This is a genomic window from Roseovarius sp. ZX-A-9, from assembly GCF_028369135.1.
In the GTDB taxonomy this organism is placed as follows: domain Bacteria; phylum Pseudomonadota; class Alphaproteobacteria; order Rhodobacterales; family Rhodobacteraceae; genus Roseovarius.
In genome coordinates, this window is record NZ_JAPWHW010000019.1 from 28,751 (window position 1) to 50,830 (window position 22,080).

28 protein-coding genes are annotated in these 22,080 nt (G+C 62.0%); 14 read left to right on the forward strand and 14 right to left on the reverse strand.

Features of this window, described 5'->3' with window-relative positions; genetic code table 11:
- Nucleotides 1-59: 59 nt before the first annotated feature.
- The 6 genes from rpsP to ffh all read right to left on the reverse strand — a co-directional run bounded on the left by rpsP (nucleotide 60) and on the right by ffh (nucleotide 4,114).
- Nucleotides 60-464: a 30S ribosomal protein S16 gene (gene rpsP / locus O3306_RS17195; protein ID WP_272009545.1), complete on the reverse strand. Its 405-nt coding sequence runs from the start codon at nucleotides 462-464 to the stop codon at nucleotides 60-62.
- 78 nt (nucleotides 465-542) lie between these two features.
- On the reverse strand, nucleotides 543-842 hold the full coding sequence (locus tag O3306_RS17200; protein WP_272009547.1) for a chorismate mutase: 300 nt from the start codon (nucleotides 840-842) through the stop codon (nucleotides 543-545).
- 101 nt (nucleotides 843-943) lie between these two features.
- Nucleotides 944-1,543 carry a GNAT family N-acetyltransferase gene (locus O3306_RS17205; protein ID WP_272009549.1) on the reverse strand — a complete coding sequence of 200 codons (600 nt, stop codon included), beginning with the start codon at nucleotides 1,541-1,543 and terminating at the stop codon, nucleotides 944-946.
- Complete coding sequence (locus tag O3306_RS17210; RefSeq protein WP_272009551.1) at nucleotides 1,540-2,067, reverse strand: GNAT family N-acetyltransferase; 528 nt, start codon at nucleotides 2,065-2,067, stop codon at nucleotides 1,540-1,542. The genes O3306_RS17205 and O3306_RS17210 overlap by 4 nt, the downstream gene beginning before the upstream one ends.
- Entirely contained in the window at nucleotides 2,064-2,597 is a 534-nt protein-coding gene (locus O3306_RS17215; RefSeq protein ID WP_272009553.1) for a GNAT family N-acetyltransferase, read from the reverse strand. Before O3306_RS17215 ends, O3306_RS17210 begins: the two co-directional genes overlap by 4 nt.
- 5 nt (nucleotides 2,598-2,602) lie before the next feature.
- On the reverse strand, nucleotides 2,603-4,114 hold the full coding sequence (ffh, locus tag O3306_RS17220) for a signal recognition particle protein (RefSeq protein ID WP_272009555.1): 1,512 nt from the start codon (nucleotides 4,112-4,114) through the stop codon (nucleotides 2,603-2,605).
- Nucleotides 4,115-4,686: 572 nt separating this feature from the next.
- Here ffh and O3306_RS17225 point away from each other — a divergent pair.
- From O3306_RS17225 to O3306_RS17240, 4 genes are all read left to right on the forward strand, one after another.
- On the forward strand, nucleotides 4,687-5,076 hold the full coding sequence (locus O3306_RS17225; protein ID WP_272009557.1) for an MbcA/ParS/Xre antitoxin family protein: 390 nt from the start codon (nucleotides 4,687-4,689) through the stop codon (nucleotides 5,074-5,076).
- The gene (locus tag O3306_RS17230) at nucleotides 5,036-5,752 is read left to right on the forward strand and encodes an RES family NAD+ phosphorylase (protein ID WP_272009559.1); all 717 of its coding nucleotides are present in this window, start codon (nucleotides 5,036-5,038) and stop codon (nucleotides 5,750-5,752) included. The genes O3306_RS17225 and O3306_RS17230 overlap by 41 nt, the downstream gene beginning before the upstream one ends.
- Before the next feature lie 346 nt (nucleotides 5,753-6,098).
- Nucleotides 6,099-6,980 carry a LysR family transcriptional regulator gene (locus O3306_RS17235; RefSeq protein WP_272009560.1) on the forward strand — a complete coding sequence of 294 codons (882 nt, stop codon included), beginning with the start codon at nucleotides 6,099-6,101 and terminating at the stop codon, nucleotides 6,978-6,980.
- Complete coding sequence (locus tag O3306_RS17240; RefSeq protein WP_272009562.1) at nucleotides 6,977-7,870, forward strand: DMT family transporter; 894 nt, start codon at nucleotides 6,977-6,979, stop codon at nucleotides 7,868-7,870. The genes O3306_RS17235 and O3306_RS17240 overlap by 4 nt, the downstream gene beginning before the upstream one ends.
- 19 nt (nucleotides 7,871-7,889) lie before the next feature.
- On the opposite strand, the gene O3306_RS17245 is transcribed toward O3306_RS17240, so the two are convergent.
- The 4 genes from O3306_RS17245 to O3306_RS17260 all read right to left on the reverse strand — a co-directional run bounded on the left by O3306_RS17245 (nucleotide 7,890) and on the right by O3306_RS17260 (nucleotide 9,840).
- Nucleotides 7,890-8,072 carry a hypothetical protein gene (locus tag O3306_RS17245; RefSeq protein ID WP_272009564.1) on the reverse strand — a complete coding sequence of 61 codons (183 nt, stop codon included), beginning with the start codon at nucleotides 8,070-8,072 and terminating at the stop codon, nucleotides 7,890-7,892.
- 9 nt (nucleotides 8,073-8,081) lie between these two features.
- Complete coding sequence (locus O3306_RS17250; protein ID WP_272009566.1) at nucleotides 8,082-8,318, reverse strand: trypsin-like peptidase domain-containing protein; 237 nt, start codon at nucleotides 8,316-8,318, stop codon at nucleotides 8,082-8,084.
- A 130-nt stretch (nucleotides 8,319-8,448) separates the two neighbouring features.
- A complete protein-coding gene (locus O3306_RS17255) occupies nucleotides 8,449-9,066 on the reverse strand; it encodes a hypothetical protein (RefSeq protein WP_272009568.1) in 618 nt (205 codons plus the stop codon).
- Nucleotides 9,067-9,504: 438 nt separating this feature from the next.
- Nucleotides 9,505-9,840, reverse strand: coding sequence for an ArsR/SmtB family transcription factor (locus O3306_RS17260; RefSeq protein ID WP_272009570.1), 336 nt, complete (start codon nucleotides 9,838-9,840; stop codon nucleotides 9,505-9,507).
- A gap of 113 nt (nucleotides 9,841-9,953) precedes the next feature.
- Here O3306_RS17260 and O3306_RS17265 point away from each other — a divergent pair, with 113 nt between their 5' ends.
- The 6 genes from O3306_RS17265 to O3306_RS17290 all read left to right on the forward strand — a co-directional run bounded on the left by O3306_RS17265 (nucleotide 9,954) and on the right by O3306_RS17290 (nucleotide 13,297).
- On the forward strand, nucleotides 9,954-10,370 hold the full coding sequence (locus tag O3306_RS17265; protein ID WP_272009572.1) for a universal stress protein: 417 nt from the start codon (nucleotides 9,954-9,956) through the stop codon (nucleotides 10,368-10,370).
- 214 nt (nucleotides 10,371-10,584) lie between these two features.
- A complete protein-coding gene (locus tag O3306_RS17270; RefSeq protein WP_272009574.1) occupies nucleotides 10,585-10,950 on the forward strand; it encodes an AtpZ/AtpI family protein in 366 nt (121 codons plus the stop codon).
- Nucleotides 10,940-11,725, forward strand: coding sequence for a F0F1 ATP synthase subunit A (locus O3306_RS17275; RefSeq protein ID WP_272009577.1), 786 nt, complete (start codon nucleotides 10,940-10,942; stop codon nucleotides 11,723-11,725). Before O3306_RS17270 ends, O3306_RS17275 begins: the two co-directional genes overlap by 11 nt.
- Before the next feature lie 97 nt (nucleotides 11,726-11,822).
- Nucleotides 11,823-12,059, forward strand: a complete 237-nt coding sequence (locus O3306_RS17280; RefSeq protein ID WP_085799500.1) for a F0F1 ATP synthase subunit C — start codon at nucleotides 11,823-11,825, stop codon at nucleotides 12,057-12,059.
- Nucleotides 12,060-12,150: 91 nt separating this feature from the next.
- Nucleotides 12,151-12,735 carry a F0F1 ATP synthase subunit B' gene (locus tag O3306_RS17285; RefSeq protein WP_272009582.1) on the forward strand — a complete coding sequence of 195 codons (585 nt, stop codon included), beginning with the start codon at nucleotides 12,151-12,153 and terminating at the stop codon, nucleotides 12,733-12,735.
- 4 nt (nucleotides 12,736-12,739) lie between these two features.
- Nucleotides 12,740-13,297, forward strand: a complete 558-nt coding sequence (locus tag O3306_RS17290; protein ID WP_272009584.1) for a F0F1 ATP synthase subunit B — start codon at nucleotides 12,740-12,742, stop codon at nucleotides 13,295-13,297.
- A 554-nt stretch (nucleotides 13,298-13,851) separates the two neighbouring features.
- Here the strand turns inward: O3306_RS17290 and O3306_RS17295 are convergent.
- From O3306_RS17295 to O3306_RS17305, 3 genes are all read right to left on the reverse strand, one after another.
- Nucleotides 13,852-15,126 carry a bifunctional folylpolyglutamate synthase/dihydrofolate synthase gene (locus O3306_RS17295; protein WP_272009586.1) on the reverse strand — a complete coding sequence of 425 codons (1,275 nt, stop codon included), beginning with the start codon at nucleotides 15,124-15,126 and terminating at the stop codon, nucleotides 13,852-13,854.
- Entirely contained in the window at nucleotides 15,123-16,076 is a 954-nt protein-coding gene (gene accD, locus O3306_RS17300) for an acetyl-CoA carboxylase, carboxyltransferase subunit beta (RefSeq protein WP_272009589.1), read from the reverse strand. The genes O3306_RS17295 and accD overlap by 4 nt, the downstream gene beginning before the upstream one ends.
- A gap of 97 nt (nucleotides 16,077-16,173) precedes the next feature.
- On the reverse strand, nucleotides 16,174-17,061 hold the full coding sequence (locus O3306_RS17305) for a CPBP family intramembrane glutamic endopeptidase (RefSeq protein ID WP_272009591.1): 888 nt from the start codon (nucleotides 17,059-17,061) through the stop codon (nucleotides 16,174-16,176).
- A 227-nt stretch (nucleotides 17,062-17,288) separates the two neighbouring features.
- Here O3306_RS17305 and ilvD point away from each other — a divergent pair, with 227 nt between their 5' ends.
- The 4 genes from ilvD (at nucleotide 17,289) to O3306_RS17325 (ending at nucleotide 21,067) form a co-directional block, all read left to right on the forward strand.
- Complete coding sequence (ilvD, locus tag O3306_RS17310) at nucleotides 17,289-19,046, forward strand: dihydroxy-acid dehydratase (protein ID WP_272009593.1); 1,758 nt, start codon at nucleotides 17,289-17,291, stop codon at nucleotides 19,044-19,046.
- Entirely contained in the window at nucleotides 19,027-19,845 is an 819-nt protein-coding gene (locus tag O3306_RS17315; RefSeq protein WP_272009595.1) for a hypothetical protein, read from the forward strand. Before ilvD ends, O3306_RS17315 begins: the two co-directional genes overlap by 20 nt.
- A gap of 63 nt (nucleotides 19,846-19,908) precedes the next feature.
- Nucleotides 19,909-20,679: a DUF6478 family protein gene (locus O3306_RS17320; protein ID WP_272009597.1), complete on the forward strand. Its 771-nt coding sequence runs from the start codon at nucleotides 19,909-19,911 to the stop codon at nucleotides 20,677-20,679.
- 10 nt (nucleotides 20,680-20,689) lie between these two features.
- Nucleotides 20,690-21,067 (forward strand): hypothetical protein, encoded by a 378-nt coding sequence (locus tag O3306_RS17325; protein ID WP_272009599.1) that lies wholly within the window; start codon nucleotides 20,690-20,692, stop codon nucleotides 21,065-21,067.
- Between the two features lie 218 nt (nucleotides 21,068-21,285).
- Here the strand turns inward: O3306_RS17325 and O3306_RS17330 are convergent, their stop codons facing one another.
- On the reverse strand, nucleotides 21,286-21,960 hold the full coding sequence (locus O3306_RS17330; protein ID WP_272009601.1) for a VPLPA-CTERM sorting domain-containing protein: 675 nt from the start codon (nucleotides 21,958-21,960) through the stop codon (nucleotides 21,286-21,288).
- Between the last annotated feature and the right edge of the window lie 120 nt (nucleotides 21,961-22,080).

A 22,080-nucleotide genomic window follows, 5' to 3' on the forward strand; every position in this document is an offset into this window, starting at 1 on the left:
ATCGATCAGACGGTGTCGGAAACCCGCAGCAAACCCCGGCGTTTCCGTCGTCACCTGACTTACTCCTCGGCGGCTGCGTCGTCCGCAGGAGCGTCCGCAGCGGGGGCGTTCGCGGCCTCGGCAGCAGCAGCGGCCTTGGCGGCTTTCTCTTCTGCGCGGTCGGTCGCTTTCTTGCCCGGCGTGCCCTTCTTGGGGTTGCTGCGCTCTTTCTTCGGAACGACGCCAGCGGCTTCGAGCATGCGGGAGATACGGTCTGTGGGCTGTGCGCCCTTGCTCAGCCAGTACTGCACGCGCTCCATGTCCATCTTGACGCGCTCTTCGCTGTCCTTGGGCAGAAGCGGGTTGTAGGTGCCCAGCTTCTCGATGAAGCGCCCGTCACGGGGCATGCGGCTGTCGGATGCGACGATCCGGTAGAAGGGGCGTTTTTTGCTGCCGCCGCGGGCGAGACGAATTTTCATGGCCATGTGAGTGTTCTCCTGTTTATGGCGTTGGGGTGGTGGGGGTAACCCCACCCGACGTTGGGAAACGCACCAAAGATGCGCTCAGGTTTGGTGACTTTTGTGGTGCTGGATGACTTCAGCGATGATGAAGTTCAGAAACTTCTTGGCAAATTCCGGGTCGAGATCGGCCCGGGTTGCCAGGTCTTCTAACCGTGCGATCTGCTCGGCTTCGCGCGCAGGATCGGACGGGGGAAGGTCGTGTTCGGCCTTGAGCCGGCCCACTGCCTGGGTGTGCTTGAACCGCTCGCCCAGGGTGTAGACCAGGATCGCATCGAGCCGGTCGATGCTCTCTCGGTGGCCTTTGAGCAGCGCCGCCGCGCGGGCGGTTGGATCATCGGACATGGGTGGTCTCCTGAAAGCAGGTTGAGGCCGTCGGCAGGACGTCGGTATCGCGTCGGTATTGCGTCGGTGCCGCAACGGCGTCTGCGGGGCGTGGGGCAAAGTCAGTCAACGGGCATCCCCTTGGGTGAAAAGATCGGATTGCTGTACTGGCTGATCTCCATCTCGATCCCGTCGGCAAGCTGGCCGGATTTCAGCCGCTCGGGCGACGGGTGGCGATACACCGCGTCATTGCCGTCGATCGTGGCGGCCTGTGTGTCCTTGACCGCACCCAGCCGCTCGGCCAGCCGGATGCTGTCGAGGTTCTTGGGGTCGATATAGCTGACCGCGCCTTCCCAGGCGAAGGCTTCGTAGAGGTGGCGCCGTGCCGCATGGGTGGCCTCCAGGGCGAAGCCCTGTCCGGCCTCGCCCGGCCAGATGATCCAGGCGATCTCCCGCTCGGGCCAGCCTGCGGGCGACCAGCCCCCTGCCATGCCCAGTGTGCGGTCGTCATCCTTGTGGTGGATCATCCACATGCCGTAGCCGCGAATGTCCCAATGGCCGATCTCGGCGGCGTAGAGCATCCACGCCTCGTATTTGTTCAGCGGCCCGCCCATGAAGCGCGAGCGGTAGGAACTGAAGGTTGCCTTGAAGTCCGGGTAGTCCTCGGGTTCCGGGCCGCGCAGGATCAGGCGGCGGGTTTTGATCTCGGGAATCTGGATCATGCCGCGTCGCCTATCGCTGGATGGCGGTAGATCTGGCAGGGCTGGCCCAGCAGTTCGCCATCGGATTCAAACTGTGCGCCGAGGCGATGTGCAAGCCGTATCGAGCGGGTATTCTCGGCATTGATATAGGAGATGACCCGATCCAGCCCCTGATGCCGCGCGGCATAGCAGCGGGCGGCCTGTGCCGCCTGATAGGCAAGGCCACGCCCCTCGAACCCGTCATAGATATGCCACGCCAACTCGGGCTCGACCCAGCCATCATTGAGGATCATCCCGACCCGGCCCGCCACCTGACCCGAGGCCCGGTGTTCGACAATCCACATACCGTAGCCGCGCAGCGCCCAATGGCCCACCCCGGCGAGGAAGGCACGCCAGCAGGTCCAGCGGTCATGCGGACCGCCGACAAAGCGCGCGCGCTCGGATCCGCCGAACGCAGCGACCGCCCCGAAATCGCTTTCGCGGTAGCCGCGCAGGATCAGGTCCGGTGTGTCGATGGTGGGAATGGCGATCTCGGGCAGGGTCATCCGCACAACGCCTCCGGTCCCGGGTGGCGATAGAGCAGGTCTTCGCCCATCTGCACGTTGGTGTAGGTCCGCTCGTAGCGGGCGCCAAGCCGTTCGGCCAATGCGATAGAGCGGGTATTGCCGGGCACGATGTTCGATGTGAGCGTGGTAAAGCCCAGTTCGTCATAGGCCCATTGGCGCGCGCGTGTTGCCGCCTCACGGGCAATTCCAAGACCTTCAAACCCGTCAAAGACCACCCAGCCAAGTTCTGGCTCGGGCCAGCCTTCGGGATTCCAGATGCCGGTGATGCCGCAGGGCTGGCCGGTCTCTTTCAGCTCGATGGTGAAATAGCCGTAACCGTGCAACGCCCAATGCCCGATATTCAGCGCGAACCAACGCCACGCCTTTGGGCGGTCTTCTTCCACGCCAAAGCCGTCCGCTCGTACCGGATCTGTCAGAAACGCGACATATGCGTCAATATCCCGAGCCTCTGGCAGGCGCAGGACAAGACGGTCGGTCTCAATCCGGTGAGAGGGGAGGGCGAGGCTCATCTAACTTATTTCTTCTTGCCGAAGCCTGACAGGCCGGGGGGCAGGGTCATGCCGCCGCCGCCCAAACCGGGCAGCCCGCCGCCTGACATCTTGCCCATTTGCTTGGCGGCTGCTTCCAGCGCCTTGGGGTCCATGCCTGCGGCCATCTCTTCGGGGCTGGGGCCGCCCTTGCCGAACATGCCCTTCATGGCCTGTTTCAGCATGCCGCCTTTGCCCATCTTGCCCATCTTCTTCATCATGTCGCCCATCTGGCGGTGCATCTTGAGAAGCTTGTTCAGTTCGGCCACATCCTGACCGGCGCCTTTGGCAATCCGTTTCTTGCGGCTGGCCTGCAAGATTTTGGGGTTGGCGCGCTCTTTCTTGGTCATCGACTGGATCATGGCGATCTGGCGCACGAGGATCTTGTCGTCAAAGCCCGCGTCCTGCACCTGTTTGGCCATCTTGCCCATGCCGGGCATCATGCCCATTACGCCTTCCATGCCGCCCATCTTCTGCATCTGTTCGAGCTGCATTTTCAGGTCGTTCATGTTGAACTGACCTTTTTGGAAGCGGCGCATCATGCGCTCGGCCTGTTCGGCCTCGATGGTTTCCTGTGCCTTTTCCACGAGGCTGACGATGTCGCCCATCCCGAGGATGCGGCCCGCGATGCGTTCCGGCTCGAACGTCTCGATCGCGTCCATCTTTTCGCCCAGGCCGACGAAGCGGATGGGTTTGCCGGTGACGGCGCGCATGCTGAGCGCCGCGCCGCCGCGGCCATCGCCATCCATCCGGGTGAGGACGACGCCGGTGACGCCGATCTGGGCGTCAAACTCGGTGGCGACGTTGACCGCGTCCTGACCGGTGAGACCATCGACCACCAGCAGGGTTTCGCGCGGGTTGGCCACGTCGCGGACGGCGGCGGCCTGTGCGATCAGCTCTGCATCGATATGCAGGCGACCAGCGGTGTCGAGCATGTAGACGTCATAGCCGCCAAGGCTGGCCTGGGTCTTGGCGCGTTTGGCGATCTGGACGGGATCTTCGCCCTTGACGATGGGCAGGGTATCGACTCCAATCTGGAGGCCGAGGATCGCCAGCTGTTCCATCGCGGCCGGGCGGTTCACGTCGAGTGACGCCATCAGTACGCGCTTGCCTTCGCGTTCCTTAAGCCGTTTGGCCAGCTTGGCGGTGGTGGTGGTCTTGCCCGAGCCTTGCAGACCGACCATCAGGATCGGGGCGGGCGCATTGTCGATCTTGAGCGCGCCGGGGTCGCCCTCGCCGGTGAGGGTGGCAACCAGCGTATCGTGCACGATCTTGACGACCTGCTGGCCGGGGGTGATGGATTTCGTGACGGCCTGCCCGGTGGCCTGCTCCTGCACGTGTTTCACGAAGTCGCGGGCGACGGGCAGCGATACGTCGGCCTCGAGCAGGGCCACGCGGACCTCGCGCAGGGCGGTTTTCACGTCATCTTCGGAGAGCGCGCCCTGTTTGGTCAGGCGGTCGAAGACGCCAGAGAGGCGTTCGGACAGATTTTCAAACATCTCAAGGGCTCCTTATGCCGCTTTGCCCAAATTATGGCCCCCCGAGAATAGGAAGGACCGGCCCAAATGCCAATGTCCCCCGTGGGCGCAACGCGCTGACGGAGGGCGATCCCGGCCAAACGGCCATGGGACCGGAAGTTTTGACGGACTCCCGGAGTTGCGCGGCTTTTATGTCGAGGGGCGGGGGTGAGTCAAGCCCACGTCCAAGTGCGGGAGGGGGCTGCGTTGGGGGCTCGCTTTGGTTGGGAGGTGTGGTGGCTGTCAGTTCGAAGTGGACATGGATGTCCTACAGCTCAACGCGGAAACCAGACCTTCGCCGCGTCTGGCGAGAACGGCGGCGATACGCAGATTTGGGCTGTTGCCATAAATCCTCGTCAATACGGTGGTCCTATTTTTGGGTTTGTCTTTTCAGCCCTGAATTCGTGAAATTTGCCAGAGATACGCCTTTTCCCTTGTTTCCTCAGAAAGTTTTACCCATATTTATCTCATGAGACACGCGGGGGCGCCCTGCGGAATAGTCGAAACCAATAATCAATAAGAACAAATGAGCCGCAAAGGCCCGAACAGGAGACATGAGTGTGAGAGAGGCTACCATAAATGGCGCTCAGAGTGACGAGCGCGAACGTATCGTGACGTCTGCATTATGCAAAGCCGTTCGGAAACTAGGTTTCACCCAAGCAGAGTTGGCAGACATTCTGGGCGTAAGCAAATCAACCGCATCCCGTATCATGAGTGGGACACACATACTGAAAGAAAATCAGAAAGATTATGAGATCGCAGTGATATTCTTGAGGATCTTTCGTTCCCTTGACGCCATTACAGGCGGTGAAGATCGTGTGAATTTGAGCTGGATGCGCAATGAAAACACGGCTTTGAGCGGCGTACCTGCTGCTATGGTCAAAAACCTGACGGGACTGATGAATGTCGTTACCTACTTGGACGCTCAACGAGCTAAGATCTGAGGCAAGGCCGTGGGAAGGGAAAGCTTGGCGGCTGGTTGAAGCCCAAAATATCATCTCAACACGCAAACTTGTTGAGAACGTGCACGAGCAGAATATCCTTGACGAAATTCTGGACGAGAGCAAACCAAGGGTACCAGAATCCTGTCGGCATTTAAATTTCCTTTTGTTTACGCCGTTTCGCTATCGGCCCTACCCACATGGTTCGCGCTTTCGTCCAGCTGGCGTGACGGACGGTGTCTTTTATGCTGCGCAGGAATATGAAACTGCCGTTGCGGAGTTGGCGCACTATCGAATGAAGTTCTACCAAGACAGCCCCGGTCTTGAGGCACCGGGCAGCGCGCCAGAGTACACAGCGTTCCAAGTAGATGTGAAAACGCCATTCGCACTCGACCTGACCGCCGATCCATTCGTTCAGTACGAAGAGGTTTGGACCCGTCATACGGATTACGGCCCATGCCAAGCTCTTGCGAAGACGGCCCGTGAGGCCGGTGTCGAAGTTATCCTTTCACGCTCGGTGCGCGATCAGCATGGCCGCAAGAACGTGAACATATTGTCCTGTGCGGCCTTTGCGAAACCCAACCCACTCCAAGTGCAAACCTGGCGTATTTTGGCAAACGGCGAGAGCGCAACAGCATATTGTCGATCTCCAAAAACGGTCCTTGAATTTGCCGCGTGAGCGCATAAGGCGCATTTCGAAGGTCACATTATCGGCCGTGTTGATTGATTGCTTAACCACGAGTCAAACGTCTTCCCAAACCATCATTGGCAAGGTTAGGATCGCAGCGCGGACTTCCCAAATCCCGCTCCCCGCGCCTTGTCACCATCGGAGCAAGACGTAGCCTTGATCAAACCCGGTTCCTCACCGCCACAACCTGTATCTTCGGGCTGCCATATCTCCGGCACCATCTGAAAACCCGCGCTAGCGGGACGGTTTGTGTGGCTGGCCGCGGGAAATAAACTTGCATTTTCGAACCAATAGGCGAGAACTGATGTGGGTATGTTAACAGTCGCACAGAGCAAAGATGGACAACTGGGACGAGATCAGAACCGCCTTTAACGTGGCGCGGGTGGGCACTGTCAGCGGTGCGGCCGAGGTGCTGGGCGTGCATCATGCGACCGTGATCCGTCATATCGACGCGCTGGAGGAACGGCTGGGGGTACGGCTGTTCCAGCGGCATGCGCGGGGCTATACGCCCACTGACGCGGGTGAGGACCTGTTGCGCGTGGCGCAGGCGACGGATGAGCAGTTTGCACAGCTTGCGGGGCGGATCAAGGGGCAGGGTGATGCTGTCTCGGGCGAGCTTGTGGTGACGTCGCTGGGCGGGCTGGGCCATCTGATCGTGCCGGTTCTGGCCGGGTTCCAGCGCGCCTATCCCGACATCATCGTGCGCTACCTGACCGGCGACCGGCTGTTTCGGTTGGAATACGGCGAGGCGCATGTGGCCATCCGCGCGGGCAACGCGCCCGATCAGCCGGACAATGTCGTGCAACAGTTCTTTCGCCAGCCCATCGCGCTGTTTGCCAGCGAGACCTATATCGCCGAGCATGGCATGCCGGGCAGCGTTGCGGATTTTGCCGGGCACCGCTTTGTCAGTGCCGATGATCCCAAATCGCGCGCGCCCTTCGCCCGCTGGCTGCGCGAAAACGTGCCCGCAGAGGCGATCGTGTTTCGCAGTGGCGACGTACATGCGCTGCGCCGGGCGATTGCAGAGGGGGCGGGCATCGGTTTCATGTCGCGCCTGCAGGCCGCCGAAATGCAGGGGCTGGTCGAGGTTCACCCGCCGCTGGAGGAATGGTCGACGCCGCTCTGGCTGGTGACGCATATGGACCTGCACCGCACGACCAAGGTGCAGGCGTTCCTGGGATTTCTGAAAGACCATGCGAAAGCCTGGGCGAGCGTATGACGCGGGTTTTGGCCGGGCATCTGGCGATGCTGTGTTTTTCGGGGCTGATTGCGGGGTCGTTCGCGCTGGGGTCGATGGCCGCCGTTCATATCGCGCCCACGGCCCTGAATGCCGTGCGTTTCGCGATCGCGGCGGTGATCGTCGGCGTGGCGGCACTGGCCACCCACGGGCTGCCGCGCACGGCCCTCGTGGCGCCGTGGCGATACCTTGTGCTGGGCGGGCTGATGGGCATCTATTTCGTGCTGATGTTCGAGGGGTTGAAGACCGCGCCGCCGGTATCGGCAGCGGCGGTGTTCACCCTGACGCCGCTGTTCTCGGGTGCGGCGGGCTATCTGCTGCTGCGGCAGATCACGACCCGGCGCATGGTGCTGGCGCTGAGCGTGGGCGCGGTGGGTGCGCTCTGGGTGATCTTTCGCGCTGACCTGTCGGCACTGCTGGCCTTCGAGATCGGGCGCGGCGAAGTGATCTATTTCTGGGGTTGCATCGCACATGCGCTTTATACGCCGCTGGTGCGCAAGCTGAACCGTGGTGAGCCGCCGGTCGTGTTCTCGTTCGGCACGCTGGTGGCGGCGGCGGTGATCCTTATGGTTGCCGGAGCGGGCGATATCGCGGCGACGGATTGGACCGCGCTGCCCGGCATCGTCTGGATCACGCTGATCTATGTGGCGGTGTTTGCCAGCGCGGCCTCATTCGTGCTGCTGCAATTCGCCTCGCTGCGCCTGCCGAGCGCCAAGGTGATGGCCTATACCTATCTCACGCCCAGCTGGGTGTTGCTGTGGCAGGCAGCCCTTGGCCATGACCTGCCGCCGGTTCTGGTGCTGGTGGGGCTGGGCTTGACCATCGTGGCACTGCTGTTGTTGCTGAAGGACGAGGAAGCCGGCATCGCCTGACCGGGGGACAGGGGGCGTATTACCGGCATTCTATGAACACGGTGATGTCGGAGGCATGTGCGCCCAGTTCCACGGGTGTCGGAATATCGCCCGGTGTGCCGATGGTAATCGGAATCGTGTTCTGGGCGAGAAAGAGCTTGGCGATTTCCCCACGTACGGCGAAGTTCACGTTTTCGGGGACAGAGCCTGTCGCCTCCTGCACGAAGTCCTGTCACAGCTTGGCGACGACCACGCCGACGACCAGGCCGGCACTGTCGATCAGCGGGCCGCCGGAATTGCCTGCCTGTACGGCTGCGGAAATCTGCATGTTGAAGGCGTCGCCCCGGATTCCCTTGAGTGATGACACCACCCCGCGCGTCACGTTGAGACCGTCAAGCACGCTGCTCAGCGGGTAGCCTGCCACCAGCACGTCGGAATTGAGTTGCGCAGGCGCAGTTTTCGACGACATGTGAGTTGGTCAGGATGTCGCCGTGCGGGTTCACGACAAAGCCCGTGCCGCTGCTGGCGGTGGTGGTTTCGGGCCGGGCGGCGCTGACGCTGGGCGCCTCGGGGACAGGTTCGGGGATGGGTTTCGTGTCCTAGTCGCCAATTCCCAGATGCAGGTTCACGATGCGGTCAAGCATGCCATCTTTGGAATGCTCGATAGGCGCGCGCCGCCCCGGTGCGAGGCTGGCCGCCACCGCGTTCAGAAGGCCCTGATCGGTCTGTGCCGCCGACAGGATGATCGTGGTCCACCCGCTGTCTACATAGTCCGACCGGATATAGAGCAGCCGATTGTTCCCGCGGGTCGAGGTGATCCAGGTCCCGTCCCGGCGGACGGTATAGGGCGTGTCGTCGGCAGGCTGATCCAGGCCGAACGCGTGGTGGGATTTGACCCCCGCCAGATCCGTCCGGCTCGCGGCGATGGCAAGCGAGCTGCGGGTATGGTGCCAGTTCTCGAACGAGCCGCTGTCCGGCTCCTCGTAGTAGGCAATGTGCGGGAACAGCAGCGACATGCCGTAAGTCTTGAGGTAATCCATGTCCCAGCCGCTGAACGCGATGCGCTTGCTCATTCCGAGCGATAGCTCGGCAAGGTGGTCATTGATCGGCGCGGTATCGAAACGCTCATAGCTGTAGCGCGTGAGTGCCTTGCGGCTGCCGGCGCCCCACTGACCGTCCAGCAAGCCGACATACAGGTTCTCGAAGGCGAGTGCCATCTGAAGGTACCGTTTGTCATCGGTGGTCAGCTGACTGATCTGGACCGGTTCGAAAAGGACGCTTTTACTGGCGTCAGTTTAGTCCGCCCTTGCCGGCAACGGGGCAAAGGCAACCGCCAACAGCAGGCATAGGGTGAAAACGAAACTTGGCAATCGCATGAAACTCTCCGTCTTGCTTGAACGGCGCGAATATTTGGCCGACAGGCGCGCGGCGTCAAGTCCCAGGGGCGCGGCCGGGGCGATCCTGATTTGTATAGCTCTGGTGCCGCTCTTGTCTGTCGGTTGTGCGTCGGATCTGGCTGCCCATGGGAACCAAATCGGCGGCTGCGCAGTTAAACTGTGACAATCAAGGAGAGGAAACCCAAATGCGTAGTATTATTTATCTTGTCGGCCTCGTCGTCATCGTTCTGGCCATCGTGCAATTCGTGCTGTGACGCCCTATTCGTAGGGCTCTTCGTTCAGTTCGGCCTTCAGGAACCTTTCAAAGGCGTCGAGGTTCACCGGTTCGAACTGGCCAAAGCCCTGCATCCAGACTGACGCGGCTTTCAGCGCGCCCGGCTCCAGCTTGCACCATTTCACACGCCCGCGCCGCTCTTGCGAGATCAGGCCGGCGCGGCTGAGGATGTTGAGGTGTTTGGATATGGCTGCAAGGCTCATCTCGAACGGTTCTGCCACATCGGTCACGGCCATGTCATCCTCGAGCAGCATCGCGAGGATGGCGCGGCGCGTGGGGTCCGCAAGGGCGGCAAAGACTAGGTCGAGCGGGTCGGTCATGGCTCGCCCTAGCGCCTTGCGGGGCCAACCGTCAACTGCCGCGATGGCGGGCTTGATGCAACGCAAGGCGCGCGGCCGCCTCCCGGCGCAGAATGCGGCAGGGAGGACACACAATGTATCATCACATCATGGTGCCGGTCGATCTGGCCGAGAAGGACCGGCTGGCGCGCGCTATCGCGGTGGCTTGCGATCTGGCAGGGCATTATGGCGCCCGCCTGACGCTGGTCAGTGTCAGTGGTGGGCTGAGTGCGGTCGTGTCGCATAACGCCGTCGAGTACGGGCGCCGGCTTGCGGATTTTGCGGCAGAGCTGTCGGCCGCGCATGACATGACCGTCGAAACCCTGAACATTCCGACCCCCGATCCCGCCGTCGATGTGGATGGCCACCTGCGCGGGGCGATCGCCTCGCTGGGGGCCGATCTGGTGGTCACGGGCTCGCACATGCCGGGCTGGTCGGACTACATCATCGCGTCCCATAGCGGGCGGCTGGCTGCGCATGCGCCGGTCTCGGTGATGGTGGTGCGCGGCTAGCGGTGGCGGATACTCAACCGGATGGTTGAATATGTCAAAGGGGGCTGTCCGGGCGCTGCGGGTGCCGTGGGCGTGTCGCGCGAAGATTCTCGTCGGATTAAAAATCATTATAATTCAATATCTTGCGTGGTGTGATTTGCCGCGGGCAGCGCGCTTGACTCGGGCGCGGCCCGCGCATAGCACTGTCGCCAACGTTCCGTGGGAGGTTGTGCGCGTGACAGACCCCGATCAGGCCGAGCGGCTGAAGGCGCTGGAGGCGAAGATCGAGGCGCTGAAAGGTCCCGTGCAAACAAAGAAGCACACGGATGAGCACTATTCCCAGGCACATCTGGCCTGGCGCATGGTGATCGAATTGGTGGTCGGTCTGTTGATCGGCTTCGGCATGGGGTACGGGCTGGACAGCCTGTTCGGGACACTCCCGATCTTCCTCGTGATTTTTACACTGCTGGGGCTCGCAGCCGGCATCAAGGTGATGATGCGCAGCGCGACGGAGATCCAGCAGACCCAGGTGGCCGATACGGCCAAGGACAATACGCCGGTCGAAACCGGCGGAGACGAGAGGGCGAGAAATGGCGACTGAAACCCACGAGGGCGCTGAAAAAGGCATGGAACTGGTCTTTCACCCGATGGATCAGTTCATCGTCAAGCCGCTCTTTGGTGAGGGCGCCGTGGGTGTTTTCACGGTGACCAACGTAACGCTCTGGATGGCGCTGGCCCTGCTGGCGACAATCGGCCTGCTGGTGCTGGGCACCTCCAAGCGGTCGACGATCCCGACCCGGATCCAATCGGTGGCAGAACTGTGCTACGGGTTCGTTCGCAAGATGGTCGAGGATGTCGCGGGCAAGGATGCACTGCCGTACTTCCCCTATATCATGACGCTGTTCATCTTCATCGTATTCTCGAACTTCCTGGGTCTGCTGCCCGGCGCCTTCACCACCACCAGCCACATCGCCGTGACGGCAGTGCTGGCGATGCTGGTGTTCCTGACGGTGACCCTGATGGGCTTCTTCAAGCACGGGCTCGGCTTTCTCGGTGTGTTCTGGATCAGCTCGGCACCGCTGCCGCTGCGCCCCATCCTGGCGCTGATTGAAGTGATTTCCTACTTCGTGCGCCCGGTGAGCCACTCCATTCGTCTGGCGGGCAACATGATGGCCGGCCACGCGGTGATCAAGGTTTTCGCGGCCTTTGCCCCGATGATCCTGATCGGCTGGATCGGTGTTCTGGTGACGCCGCTGAGCATCATCGCGATCACAGCGATCTACGCTCTCGAAGTGCTGGTGGCCTTCATCCAAGCCTATGTCTTTACCATCCTGACCTGTGTGTATCTGAAGGATGCGCTGCATCCGCACCACTAAGGGACCGCCGGGCAGAAGCCCGGCACACGAAACAACCGCGGAATGATCCGCATACGAACATCGAAAACAACTCAATTCCATCGTAAGGAGAAATCAAATGGAAGGTGACGTCGTACAAATGGGCGCATACATTGGCGCGGGTCTGGCCTGTACTGGCATGGGCGGTGCTGCTGTTGGTGTGGGCCACGTTGTGGGCAATTTCCTGTCGGGTGCCCTGCGCAACCCGTCGGCAGCTGGCGGTCAAACGGCCACCATGTTCATCGGTATCGCATTCTCCGAAGCGCTGGGGATCTTCTCGTTCCTCGTGGCACTTCTGCTGATGTTCGCCGTCTAAACCACTGGGTATATGATCCTTACGGGCCGGGCAGGGGTGATGTCGCCCCTGCCTGGTGCAACTGGAACGTTTCCTTCTGGAGGACGACGACATGGCGACCGAAACCACAGCTGCTGCTGTTGAAGGGCATGTAAGCCCTGTCGGGCTTGAAGAGGCCGGCAAGTGCGTGGACAGCCACGGCGGCGCCATCGGCATGCCGCAGCTTTGCCCCGAGTGGATGGGCAACCAGATATTCTGGCTTGCGGTCACGCTCGTCGTGATCTTCTTTGTGCTGTCGCGTATTGCGTTGCCGCGCATCGCGGCCATTCTGGCGGAACGCCAGGGCACAATCACCAATGATATCGCTGCTGCCGAAGACCTGAAGGCCAAGGCAGTGGAAGCCGAGATCGCCTATAACAAGGCGCTGGCCGATGCGCGCTCTGACGCGCAGAACATCATCGCCGAAACCAAGGCCGGGATCAAAGCCGAGCTTGACGAGGCGCTGGCCAAGGCCGATGCCGAAATCGCGGCCCGGACTGCGGAAGGCGAAAAGAAAATCGCCGAAATCCGTGCCGGTGCGCTGGAAAGCGTCGGTGAGGTGGCCAAGGACGCAGCTCTGGCAATCGTTGCCGCAATGGGCGGCAAGGCCGACGCCAAAACCGTCGATGCGGCCGTCGCGTCGCGAGTGAAAGGGTAATATCATGCGCAAACTTGCCATTCTCATTGCCCTGACCTCTGCCAGCCCGGCCTTTGCCGCTGGTGGCCCGTTCTTTTCGCTGACGAACACGAATTTCGTGGTCACGATCTCGTTCATTCTGTTTGTTGCGGTGCTGCTCTACCTCAAGGTTCCAACCATGCTGGGCCGGTTGCTGGACAAGCGCGCCGACACCATCAAATCAGAACTGGAAGAGGCACGGGCCCTGCGCGAAGAAGCGCAGACCCTGCTGGCCAGCTATGAGCGCAAGCAGAAAGAAGTTCAGGAGCAGGCGGATCGCATTGTCGAGCACGCCAAATCCGAAGCTGCGGCTGCGGCAGAACAGGCCAAGGAAGATCTGAAGAAGTCGATTGCCCGCCGTATGCAGGCCGCCGATGAACAGATCGCCTCTGCCGAAGCGGGCGCGATCCGCGAAGTGCGCGACCGTGCCGTGACAATCGCCATCGCCGCTGCGCGTGAAGTGATTGCCAAGCAGATGACAGCTGCCAACGGCAACAAGCTGATCGAAGACGCTATCGAGACGGTCGACGCCAAGCTGCACTAAGCAGGTCGATCTTCAGGCATACAAAAGCCGCGCCAGAGATGGTGCGGCTTTTTTCGTTTGTCGCGAATGCTGCCCCCAGAAAAGGAAAGGGAGCCGTTGAACCGGCTCCTCAATCGCTCCTGCCACGTTGTTCTTGGGTCTGCCTGTGTCCCTCGGTCCTGTTCAGTGCGTCAGTATGATCTTTTTCTGGCCAGCCTTGGATCGGCTGGTGCGCGCGAGCGGGCCGCGATTGGCGCGGGCGCGGTCTGTGCGATGTTGGAAACTGTCAAAAAGTGGCGCAGGGCGGAGCCAGCTATCGTGGGAAGGTCATGCAATGTTTGCAGGATCGTCCGAATGCCATTTCTCATTACTGCCCGGTCCCCTCGTCGCAAAAGTGTGTTTTTCAGGCTGCAAGCCTGTCACGCTTTGGTCGTAGCCATATATATAGAGCGCTCCGCGCAATTCCGTCAACATAAAGTAGGTTAACGCAAGGGGTGGCGGGGCTGTTTCCGGAGCCCAAAGACCCAAAAAGCGAGTCGTTTCCAGACGTTGCCGGAAATGACTTTTTCAAACTATCAGCCGTTTTCGCGCAGGACGTGTCCGGCCAGGTAGAGCGATCCGCAGATCAGGATCCGCGCGCGCGGTTCTGATGCGACAATCGCGGCCAGCGCCTCGCGCAGCGAAGCGGCGGTGCTGGCGGGCATTCCGGCCTGTCGCGCGGCCTCGGCGGTGGCTTGGGCGGGCAGGGTGTTGGCTTCGCCGGGGATGGCGACGGCGGTCAGGCTGGCGGCCTGCGCGGCCAAGGGGCGCAGGTAGCCGCTCACGTCCTTGGTATTGAGCATGCCGCAGATCAGATGCGTGGGGCGTTTGGGCAGGCTGGCCAGATGCCGCCCCAGGGCGATGCCTGCCGCGGCATTGTGCCCGCCATCGAGCCACAGCTCGGCGTCGGGTGCGGCCTCGGCCAGGGTGCCGTGACGCAGATGTTGCATGCGGGCTGGCCAATGTGCCTCGGTGACGGAGGCAATATAGGCCGCATCGCCCTTGTTCAGATGCCGCAGGGCCGCCAGTGCCGCACCGGCGTTCTCGATCTGGTGGTCGCCGGGCAGGTTCGGGAGGGGCAGGTCCAGCAGGCCGGCCTCGTCCTGAAACACCAGTCGGCCGTTTTCGGCATAGGCGTGCCAGTGCTGACCGTGGGCGAGCAGCGGCGCGCCAAGCCGGGCAGCGGTTGCCTCGATCACTTCCAGCGCCTCATCGGGTTGCGGGCCGACGACACAGGGCACGCCGCGCTTGATGATCCCAGCCTTCTCGCCGGCGATGGCCGCCAGCGTGTTGCCGAGATATTGTTCATGGTCGATCGAGACCGGCGTGACGATTGTCAGGGCGGGCTGCGCGATCACGTTGGTTGCGTCCAGCCGCCCGCCGAGCCCGACTTCGAGCAGCGTATAGTCGGCCGGGGTGCGGGACATTGCCAGCAGGGCGGCGCAGGTCGTGATCTCGAAATAGGTGATGCTGTCGGTACCGTTGGCGCGGTAGCATTCATCCAGCACGTCGGTGAGCGCATCTTCGGTAATGAGATGGCCCGCGATGCGGATACGTTCGTGGAACCGCGCCAGATGCGGCGAGGTGTAGGCATGCACGCTGGCCCCGGTGCCCTCCAGCCCGGCGCGCAGCATCGCCTGCGTGCTGCCCTTGCCGTTGGTGCCCGCGATGTGAATGACCGGCGGCAAGGCATCCTGAGGATTGCCCAAGGCCGCGAGCAGCCTCCAGACGCGGTCCAGCGTGAGATCGATGATCTTGGGGTGCAGGGCCATCATCCGTTGCAGGATGACGTCTGATCCTGACGCGCTCATGCTTTGGGGTCAGCCTCTGGCGTGGCGGGCGCGGCCTCTTTGGCGGGCTCCTCTGCCGGGGTTTCGCGCTCCGGGGCCGGCAGATCGCCGACAATGACCGGTGGCAGGTTCAACAACATGCGGGTGATCTTGATCAACTCGTCACGCATCTGAGGGCGCGGGGTCACCCGGTCGAGCATCCCGTGGTCCAGCAGGTATTCGGCCCGTTGAAATCCATCGGGCAGTTTCTCGCGGATCGTTTGTTCGATCACGCGCGGTCCGGCAAAGCAGATGAGCGCGCCTGGCTCGGCGATCTGCACATCGCCCAGCATCGCATAGGACGCGGTCACGCCGCCGGTGGTGGGGTGGGTCAGAACGACGATATAGGGCAGGCCTGCTTCCTTGAGCATCTGCACGGCGACGGTGGTGCGTGGCATCTGCATCAGCGACAGGATGCCTTCCTGCATGCGCGCGCCACCTGCGGCGGAGAACAGGATCAGCGGGCGCTGAAGTTTGACCGCCTGCTGGGCCGCCGCGATGATCGCGTTGCCGACATACATGCCCATCGACCCGGCCATGAAGGAAAAGTCCTGCGCCGCGGCAACGATGGGGGTGCGCCCGATCTCGCCTATGGCGACCAGCATCGCCTCTTTCTCGCCGGTTGCCTTCTGAGCGGCTTTCATCCGGTCGGGATAGCGTTTCTGATCGCGGAAATGCAGCGGGTCGGTGGCTGGTGCGGGCACGTCGATCTCGGAAAACACGCCGCCGTCAAACAATGATTTGAATCGCTCGCGCGGTGCGATGTGCATGTGATGGCCACAGCCGGTGCAGACGCCGAGGTTCTGCGACAGTTCGCGGTGAAACAGCATGGTGCCGCACTCGTCGCATTTGCTCCAGAGGTTCTCGGGCATCTCGCGGCGCGAAAAGATCGAGTTGATGCGCGGACGCATGTAGTTGGTGATCCAGTTCATGTCAGATCGGCCCCTTGGCAATGCGATTTGCACTGAGATAGGACGGCGCGCGGCAAATTGCAATTCATGCATTCCCGCGTATTGCATCCGGCCCGGCCTAGACCCGCAGCGCCACCCGTGCCGCCAGCCAACTGCACAGCAGCACCATCAGATCGACCGGCATCCATGTCAGGATGAACCCGGTATCCGAGAGGCCGTAGGGATATGTATAAAGGGCCAGACCGTCGAACACGCCCTCGGGCGCGGCCAGCAGCAATGCGTTGGTATTGTTGACCAGATGCAGGGCAATCGCCGGGCCAAGCGTGCCGGTGCGGGCGGTCAGGTCGGCGGCGGCCAGACCAAAGAACCCGGCCCAGACGACCACCACCCAGGCGTTTTCGCCCATCTGGCCGGGGGCGTAGTGAAGTGCTGCAAAGAATACCGAAGGCAGGCCCATCCAGAGCAGGGGGTGGGAAAACCGTGCGGCAAGCTGGCTTTGCAGATAGCCGCGAAAGACGATTTCTTCGGCGCTGACCTGAAGCAGGACGCCGAGCAGCGCCGGGGCGAGGAATGCCAGCCAGATATCCAATGGCAGATGCGGCGCAGGGGTCAGGGCGGGGGGCGCGGGCATTGCGGTCAGCGGCGCGGTCAGCAGCACAATCGCGACCAAGGCACGCCAGAATTGCCGTAGGGCCAGCGTGGGCGGCCCGAACAGGCTGCGCAATTCCCTTGTGTGCAGCAGTAGGAGGGTGAGCCAGACCGCGATGATCAACAGCCCGAAAATGTAGAGATTCACGAGTGTGCCCCAGGGGGTGCTGGCATACTCGACCCCGCGCCCGTCACGGCCCCAGGCCGCAGGCGGCAGCCAGGCCCGGCAGAGTTCGCTATAGATCGATGCCATGACCACGAAGAGGGCGGAAATCAGGGCAATGCCTGCGCCGAGGCGCCACAGTTCCTGGCTGCCACGGGCGGGTGCGATCAGCAACTGATGGGGCGCGTACTTCATGGCGCCATGCTAATGCGTTTCGGCGGGTATTTGCATCCGGGAAAGTGGCGAAATACGGAATATCCTGTGAATGTGATGGGTGTTTCGCGCCCGGTTGGTGCCCCGAAATGCGCGCGAAACACCCCGCTGCGGGCGGTATTCGGGCGCAATCGGGCGCGTGCCCGCGCTTGCACGCTGCGCGCCGCTCGCCTATGCCAATGCGGAACACTGCATCGCGAGGCCAAACCATGACTAAGTTCGACAAATCCAAACTGCCCAGCCGCTATGTAACTGAAGGCCCGGCGAAGGCGCCGCACCGTTCCTACATGTACGCGATGGGCGTGAGCGAAGAAGAGATTCACCAGCCTCTGGTTGGCGTCGCGACCTGCTGGAACGAGGCCGCGCCGTGCAACATCGCGCTGAGCCGGCAGGCGCAGGCGGTCAAGATGGGCGTCAAGCAGGCGATGGGCACACCACGCGAGTTCACCACGATCACCGTGACGGACGGTATCGCGATGGGCCACGAGGGCATGCGGTCGAGCCTGGCGAGCCGCGAGGCGATTGCCGATACGGTCGAACTGACGATCCGCGGCCATTCCTATGATGCGATCGTCGGCCTGGCGGGCTGTGACAAGTCGCTGCCGGGGATGATGATGGCGATGGTACGGCTGAATACGCCTTCGGTGTTCATCTATGGCGGTTCGATCCTGCCGGGCAAGGCGCCGCAGGTCGAAGAGATTCCCGCCGATTTCCGCAGCCGCGACCTGACCGTGCAGGACATGTTCGAGGCCGTCGGCCGCCACCAGAACGGCACGATGTCTGATGCCGCGCTGGATATGCTGGAGCGCGTGGCCTGCCCCAGCTCGGGCGCGTGCGGCGGGCAGTTCACTGCCAACACCATGGCCTGCGTCAGCGAGGCAATTGGTCTGGCGCTGATGAACAGCTCTGGCATGCCGGCCCCCTACGAGAGCCGCGACCAGTATGGCGAAGCGTCCGGCCGGGCGGTCATGAACCTGATCGAGAAGAACATCCGCGCCCGCGATGTGGTGACGCTGAAATCGCTGGAAAACGCGGCGCGCGTCGTGGCCTGCACCGGTGGGTCGACCAATGCGGGGCTGCACCTGCCCGCGATTGCACATGAGGCCGGCATCGACTTCTTCCTCGAAGATGTGTGTGAAATTTTCCGCGACACGCCCTATTTCGTCGATCTGAAACCCGGCGGCGCATACGTCGCCAAGGATCTGTATGACGTTGGCGGCATTCCGGTGGTGATGAAGGAGTTGCGCAAGGCGGGGCTGATTCACGAGGATTGCGTGACCGCCAGCGGCCGCAGCATCGGCGAAGAGCTGGACATGATCACCCGCGAGGCCGATGGCAAGGTGATCTATCCGATCGACTCACCGCTGACCAAGACCGGCGGCGTTGTCGGGCTCAAGGGCAATCTGGCCCCCGAAGGGGCGATCGTCAAAGTTGCGGGCATCCCGTCGCAGAATCAGGTCTTTACCGGCCCGGCGCGGGTGTTCGAATGCGAAGAGGACGCCTTTGAGGCGGTGCAGAACCGCGCCTATGAGGAAGGCGAGGTGATTGTCATCCGCAACGAAGGCCCGGCAGGCGGCCCCGGCATGCGCGAGATGCTGGCCACCACGGCGGCGCTGAGCGGTCAGGGCATGGGCAAGAAAGTTGCGCTGATCACCGACGGGCGTTTTTCGGGCGCGACGCGCGGTTTCTGCGTCGGCCATGTCGGCCCCGAAGCTGCACATTGTGGCCCTATCGCGCTGCTGCAAAACGGCGACATGATCACCATCAATGCGATCACCGGCGAACTCAGTGTCGATCTGAGCGACGAAGAACTGGCGGCCCGCAAGGCGGTCTGGCCCGGCCCGCGCGAGACGCTCTATGCCTCGGGTGCGTTGTGGAAATACGCGCAGCTTGTGGGCTCGACCTACAAGGGGGCGGTGACCCATCCGGGCGCCGAGGCGGAACGCCATGTCTATATGGACATCTAGCGGGGCTACCCTTCGGGGGCGCTCTCTGCGCGGTTTGCGCATGGCCTTGATGCTGGCGGCGGTCCTGCCGCTGGCGGCCTGTCTGGAAGGCGCGAGCCCGGATGCAATGGGGTTTAGCGCGGCGCAGATCGACAAGGACGCGCCGCTGAGCCGCGTTACGTTCTTTCGGGGTGAGGTCGTCGTCGCGGGGCCAAAGGGGTACTGCATCGACAGCACGTCGGTGCGCCGCCGCGCGGCCAGCAGCTTTGCCTTGCTGGCCTCCTGCCGCCACCTGGCCAGCGGGTCGTCACAGGCCCCCTCTCCGGCGGTGATCACGGTATCTGTCCTGTCTGCCGATCCCGGTGCCACGCAGCCGAGTGCGGCCGAAATCAGCCAGAGCCTGGCTCCGGCGCGCATTCTGGCCGAGATCGATGGCGATGGCATCTCTCTGGTTCATGTGGGGCAGGGTGGTGATGCCGGTATTCCCGGCGGCGACGCGCGCTATTGGCGGGCGAGCTTGGTGATCAACGGGCATCTTGTCGGCCTTGCCGCCTATGGCCGGGCGGGCAGTGCTGCTGCCGGGCGCGAGGGCAAGCATCTGCTGATCGCCATGGCCGAACAGATGCGCGACGCCAGCCCGCGCCCGTCACGCCAGCCGGACACGCCGCCCGCGGTCACGCAGAGCCCCAAGCCCGTGACAACGGGACAGGCGGATGTAACAGGCACGGTTCGCGTCAACCACGCGACTGCCACGCCACAGCCGGCCAATCCGGACGGGATACAGGCGATATTGTCTGGATTGTTTCGAAAACGTAGTTAATCCTCTGGAAGGGACTGGCAAGGCAAGATAAAACATTGCCAGAACGCGAGGGGGCCGGACAGAATGCAGATGCGCAGTGCATTGGGGGACTGGATCGTACTTCGGCGCGCTGCCCGCCGTTGGACCAAGGCCGCCCGGCGTGCGTCGGACATGTCCCTGAAAGAGCTGCGGCGCGAACGAGCCAACGCGCGCAAGCTGCTATATTCCCTGAATGAAATGATGGCGGTGGCCGAGAGCCGGCTTGCCTTGCCGATGATCGGCAGCCACGCCTTTCCCAGACCGCACGGCACTGACTGGGCCTGGCGCCCGTCGCTGTGGTGCATGCCGCTGCCCAGCCCCGGCATATCGTCGGCGCAGAGCAAGTCGAAGCTGGGCGATGAGCTGATATTGTTTCATGATTGTGCACATTCCGAGCTGACATTGCGGCAGGTGCGCAACCAGCGCGAGGCCGATCTGGCGCCGTTCGGGCTGCGCATGGACGTGTTCAACTTTGATGGCTCGTTCCTGTCGGTGGTTCTGGATCTGCCGCACGGCGCGGTGGACGGGCTGAAGAAAAACCACCTGATCCGGCTCAACACGATTGTCGAAATGGAAAAGCCGCTGGAGATATTTGCCCGGCTCAATATCAAGCACGGCCCCAACACCGAACAGATTGTGCGCGAACTGCCGCTGCACGAGGACGATATCGTGGTGGAATTCGACCTGGCCTATTCCAACCTCAATGAGAAGCGGATCGAGCGCGCCTGGCTGGACCTGATCTTTGAGAACCCGCAAATGAGTCAGGTCACCTTGCGCGACGTGACGCTGAGCCGCCGCCTGCGGGCTGATTTCTGAGGAGGCTGAGATGAGCGAATTCACCCTGACCAAGACCCGGCTGTTCGAGGGCGTGTGGGAAGGCGTGCTGACCCATGACGGCGAGGGTAACGCCCAGCCCCGGATCGAGGTTACGCATCTGGGCGAGGCGGTCGAGGGTGTCCAGGTGATCGAGAATGCGGATGCCGCGCATTGGGTGCTGCGGGTGCCGATCCCGGCGCATATGATCGCCGACGGCGTGCAGACCTTCCTGATCCGCGAAACCAGCGGCGATGCGGTGCTGGGTAATTTCTCGCTGATTTCTGGAGAGGCGCTGGCCTATGACATCCGCGCCGAGGTGACATTGCTGCGCGAAGAGCTGGACATGCTCAAACGCGCGTTCCGTCGGCATTGCCTGGAGACGATGTGAGGGGCGGGGTCAAGGAAAATGGGAGAACTGCACCGCATTCTCCTTGATGCGGATCACGCTTGCCTGTGTCCCTTCCGGCAAAATCGAAAGGGACTGGCATGGGGCGAGCGTTGTCAGGTGTGGATAGTGTAGCTTCCGACAGCCCAAACAGGGTGTCGAGGGGAGTCGTTCCGCAGCCAGACTGCCTCGTGGACTCCCGCAAAACTGGGTGCTTTGCGTCAGGTGGACTTGCGCCGACGCGCAGCAAAACCAAGAGTACCCATCGCGGCCAGAAGAAGCGGTAAAGCCGCAGGCAAGGGAACTACAGAGGGCTGCGCAAGAGTGCCGCTGATATTCACTTCGTGCAAAGAGACCTGATCCCCTCCAGTTCCAAACAGTAGTCGAAACTGGTCCGCCTGAACGTTACCGAAGGAGAGGCTATATGCCTCCGCAGCGCCACTATGCGACATCCCCAAGGCTCCTGTTGAGGTTGCGACACTCGACATCCAGCTTCCGCCATCGAGCCTGTACTGAAGCTCGATTTGCGTTAGTGAACTGTAAGATCTGGATGACAGGAAAGTAAGGCTATCCAAGACGTAATCTGTCCCACCATTCATTGAGAATGTGAGGTTTTCCAGACCCAGCGTCGGCCAACGATAAATACCATTGTACTGGCCGGTCTGATTGGGCGAAAGGGGAGAATACCCATCTTGCAAGACGGTCGCTGCCGTAGCCAACGCCGTCCCGCCATGACCGAATTCGTCGGCAGCATTCCAGTCGGTTCGTCCAAGCGTCCAACCATTACTAAGGCCGGTGAGGCCGTATTCAGTCTGGCTTATGGGCGCTGACTGTGCCGCTCCTGCCAAAAAACAAAGCGCGAACGCTACCGCAAATTTCTTCTTGAAAAGATTCATAAAATTACCCTCAAATTACACACTCACTTCTAGCATATGGCATGCGGTGGGTAATTGAGTCAATTTTTTACGTCGCCATTAACAGAGCCCGCTCGTGACAAGAATGGACGTTCTTGGCGG

Bases quoted from the DNA above. Each gene is read 5' to 3' on its own strand.
- rpsP (WP_272009545.1), bottom strand. From the start codon at position 464: ATGGCCATGAAAATTCGTCTCGCCCGCGGCGGCAGCAAAAAACGCCCC.
- O3306_RS17200 (WP_272009547.1), bottom strand. From the start codon at position 842: ATGTCCGATGATCCAACCGCCCGCGCGGCGGCGCTGCTCAAAGGCCAC.
- O3306_RS17205 (WP_272009549.1), bottom strand. From the start codon at position 1,543: ATGATCCAGATTCCCGAGATCAAAACCCGCCGCCTGATCCTGCGCGGC.
- O3306_RS17210 (WP_272009551.1), bottom strand. From the start codon at position 2,067: ATGACCCTGCCCGAGATCGCCATTCCCACCATCGACACACCGGACCTG.
- O3306_RS17215 (WP_272009553.1), bottom strand. From the start codon at position 2,597: ATGAGCCTCGCCCTCCCCTCTCACCGGATTGAGACCGACCGTCTTGTC.
- ffh (WP_272009555.1), bottom strand. From the start codon at position 4,114: ATGTTTGAAAATCTGTCCGAACGCCTCTCTGGCGTCTTCGACCGCCTG.
- O3306_RS17225 (WP_272009557.1), top strand. From the start codon at position 4,687: ATGAGTGTGAGAGAGGCTACCATAAATGGCGCTCAGAGTGACGAGCGC.
- O3306_RS17230 (WP_272009559.1), top strand. From the start codon at position 5,036: ATGTCGTTACCTACTTGGACGCTCAACGAGCTAAGATCTGAGGCAAGG.
- O3306_RS17235 (WP_272009560.1), top strand. From the start codon at position 6,099: ATGGACAACTGGGACGAGATCAGAACCGCCTTTAACGTGGCGCGGGTG.
- O3306_RS17240 (WP_272009562.1), top strand. From the start codon at position 6,977: ATGACGCGGGTTTTGGCCGGGCATCTGGCGATGCTGTGTTTTTCGGGG.
- O3306_RS17250 (WP_272009566.1), bottom strand. From the start codon at position 8,318: ATGTCGTCGAAAACTGCGCCTGCGCAACTCAATTCCGACGTGCTGGTG.
- O3306_RS17255 (WP_272009568.1), bottom strand. From the start codon at position 9,066: ATGGCACTCGCCTTCGAGAACCTGTATGTCGGCTTGCTGGACGGTCAG.
- O3306_RS17260 (WP_272009570.1), bottom strand. From the start codon at position 9,840: ATGACCGACCCGCTCGACCTAGTCTTTGCCGCCCTTGCGGACCCCACG.
- O3306_RS17265 (WP_272009572.1), top strand. From the start codon at position 9,954: ATGTATCATCACATCATGGTGCCGGTCGATCTGGCCGAGAAGGACCGG.
- O3306_RS17275 (WP_272009577.1), top strand. From the start codon at position 10,940: ATGGCGACTGAAACCCACGAGGGCGCTGAAAAAGGCATGGAACTGGTC.
- O3306_RS17280 (WP_085799500.1), top strand. From the start codon at position 11,823: ATGGAAGGTGACGTCGTACAAATGGGCGCATACATTGGCGCGGGTCTG.
- O3306_RS17285 (WP_272009582.1), top strand. From the start codon at position 12,151: ATGGCGACCGAAACCACAGCTGCTGCTGTTGAAGGGCATGTAAGCCCT.
- O3306_RS17290 (WP_272009584.1), top strand. From the start codon at position 12,740: ATGCGCAAACTTGCCATTCTCATTGCCCTGACCTCTGCCAGCCCGGCC.
- O3306_RS17295 (WP_272009586.1), bottom strand. From the start codon at position 15,126: ATGAGCGCGTCAGGATCAGACGTCATCCTGCAACGGATGATGGCCCTG.
- accD (WP_272009589.1), bottom strand. From the start codon at position 16,076: ATGAACTGGATCACCAACTACATGCGTCCGCGCATCAACTCGATCTTT.
- O3306_RS17305 (WP_272009591.1), bottom strand. From the start codon at position 17,061: ATGAAGTACGCGCCCCATCAGTTGCTGATCGCACCCGCCCGTGGCAGC.
- ilvD (WP_272009593.1), top strand. From the start codon at position 17,289: ATGACTAAGTTCGACAAATCCAAACTGCCCAGCCGCTATGTAACTGAA.
- O3306_RS17315 (WP_272009595.1), top strand. From the start codon at position 19,027: ATGTCTATATGGACATCTAGCGGGGCTACCCTTCGGGGGCGCTCTCTG.
- O3306_RS17320 (WP_272009597.1), top strand. From the start codon at position 19,909: ATGCAGATGCGCAGTGCATTGGGGGACTGGATCGTACTTCGGCGCGCT.
- O3306_RS17325 (WP_272009599.1), top strand. From the start codon at position 20,690: ATGAGCGAATTCACCCTGACCAAGACCCGGCTGTTCGAGGGCGTGTGG.
- O3306_RS17330 (WP_272009601.1), bottom strand. From the start codon at position 21,960: ATGAATCTTTTCAAGAAGAAATTTGCGGTAGCGTTCGCGCTTTGTTTT.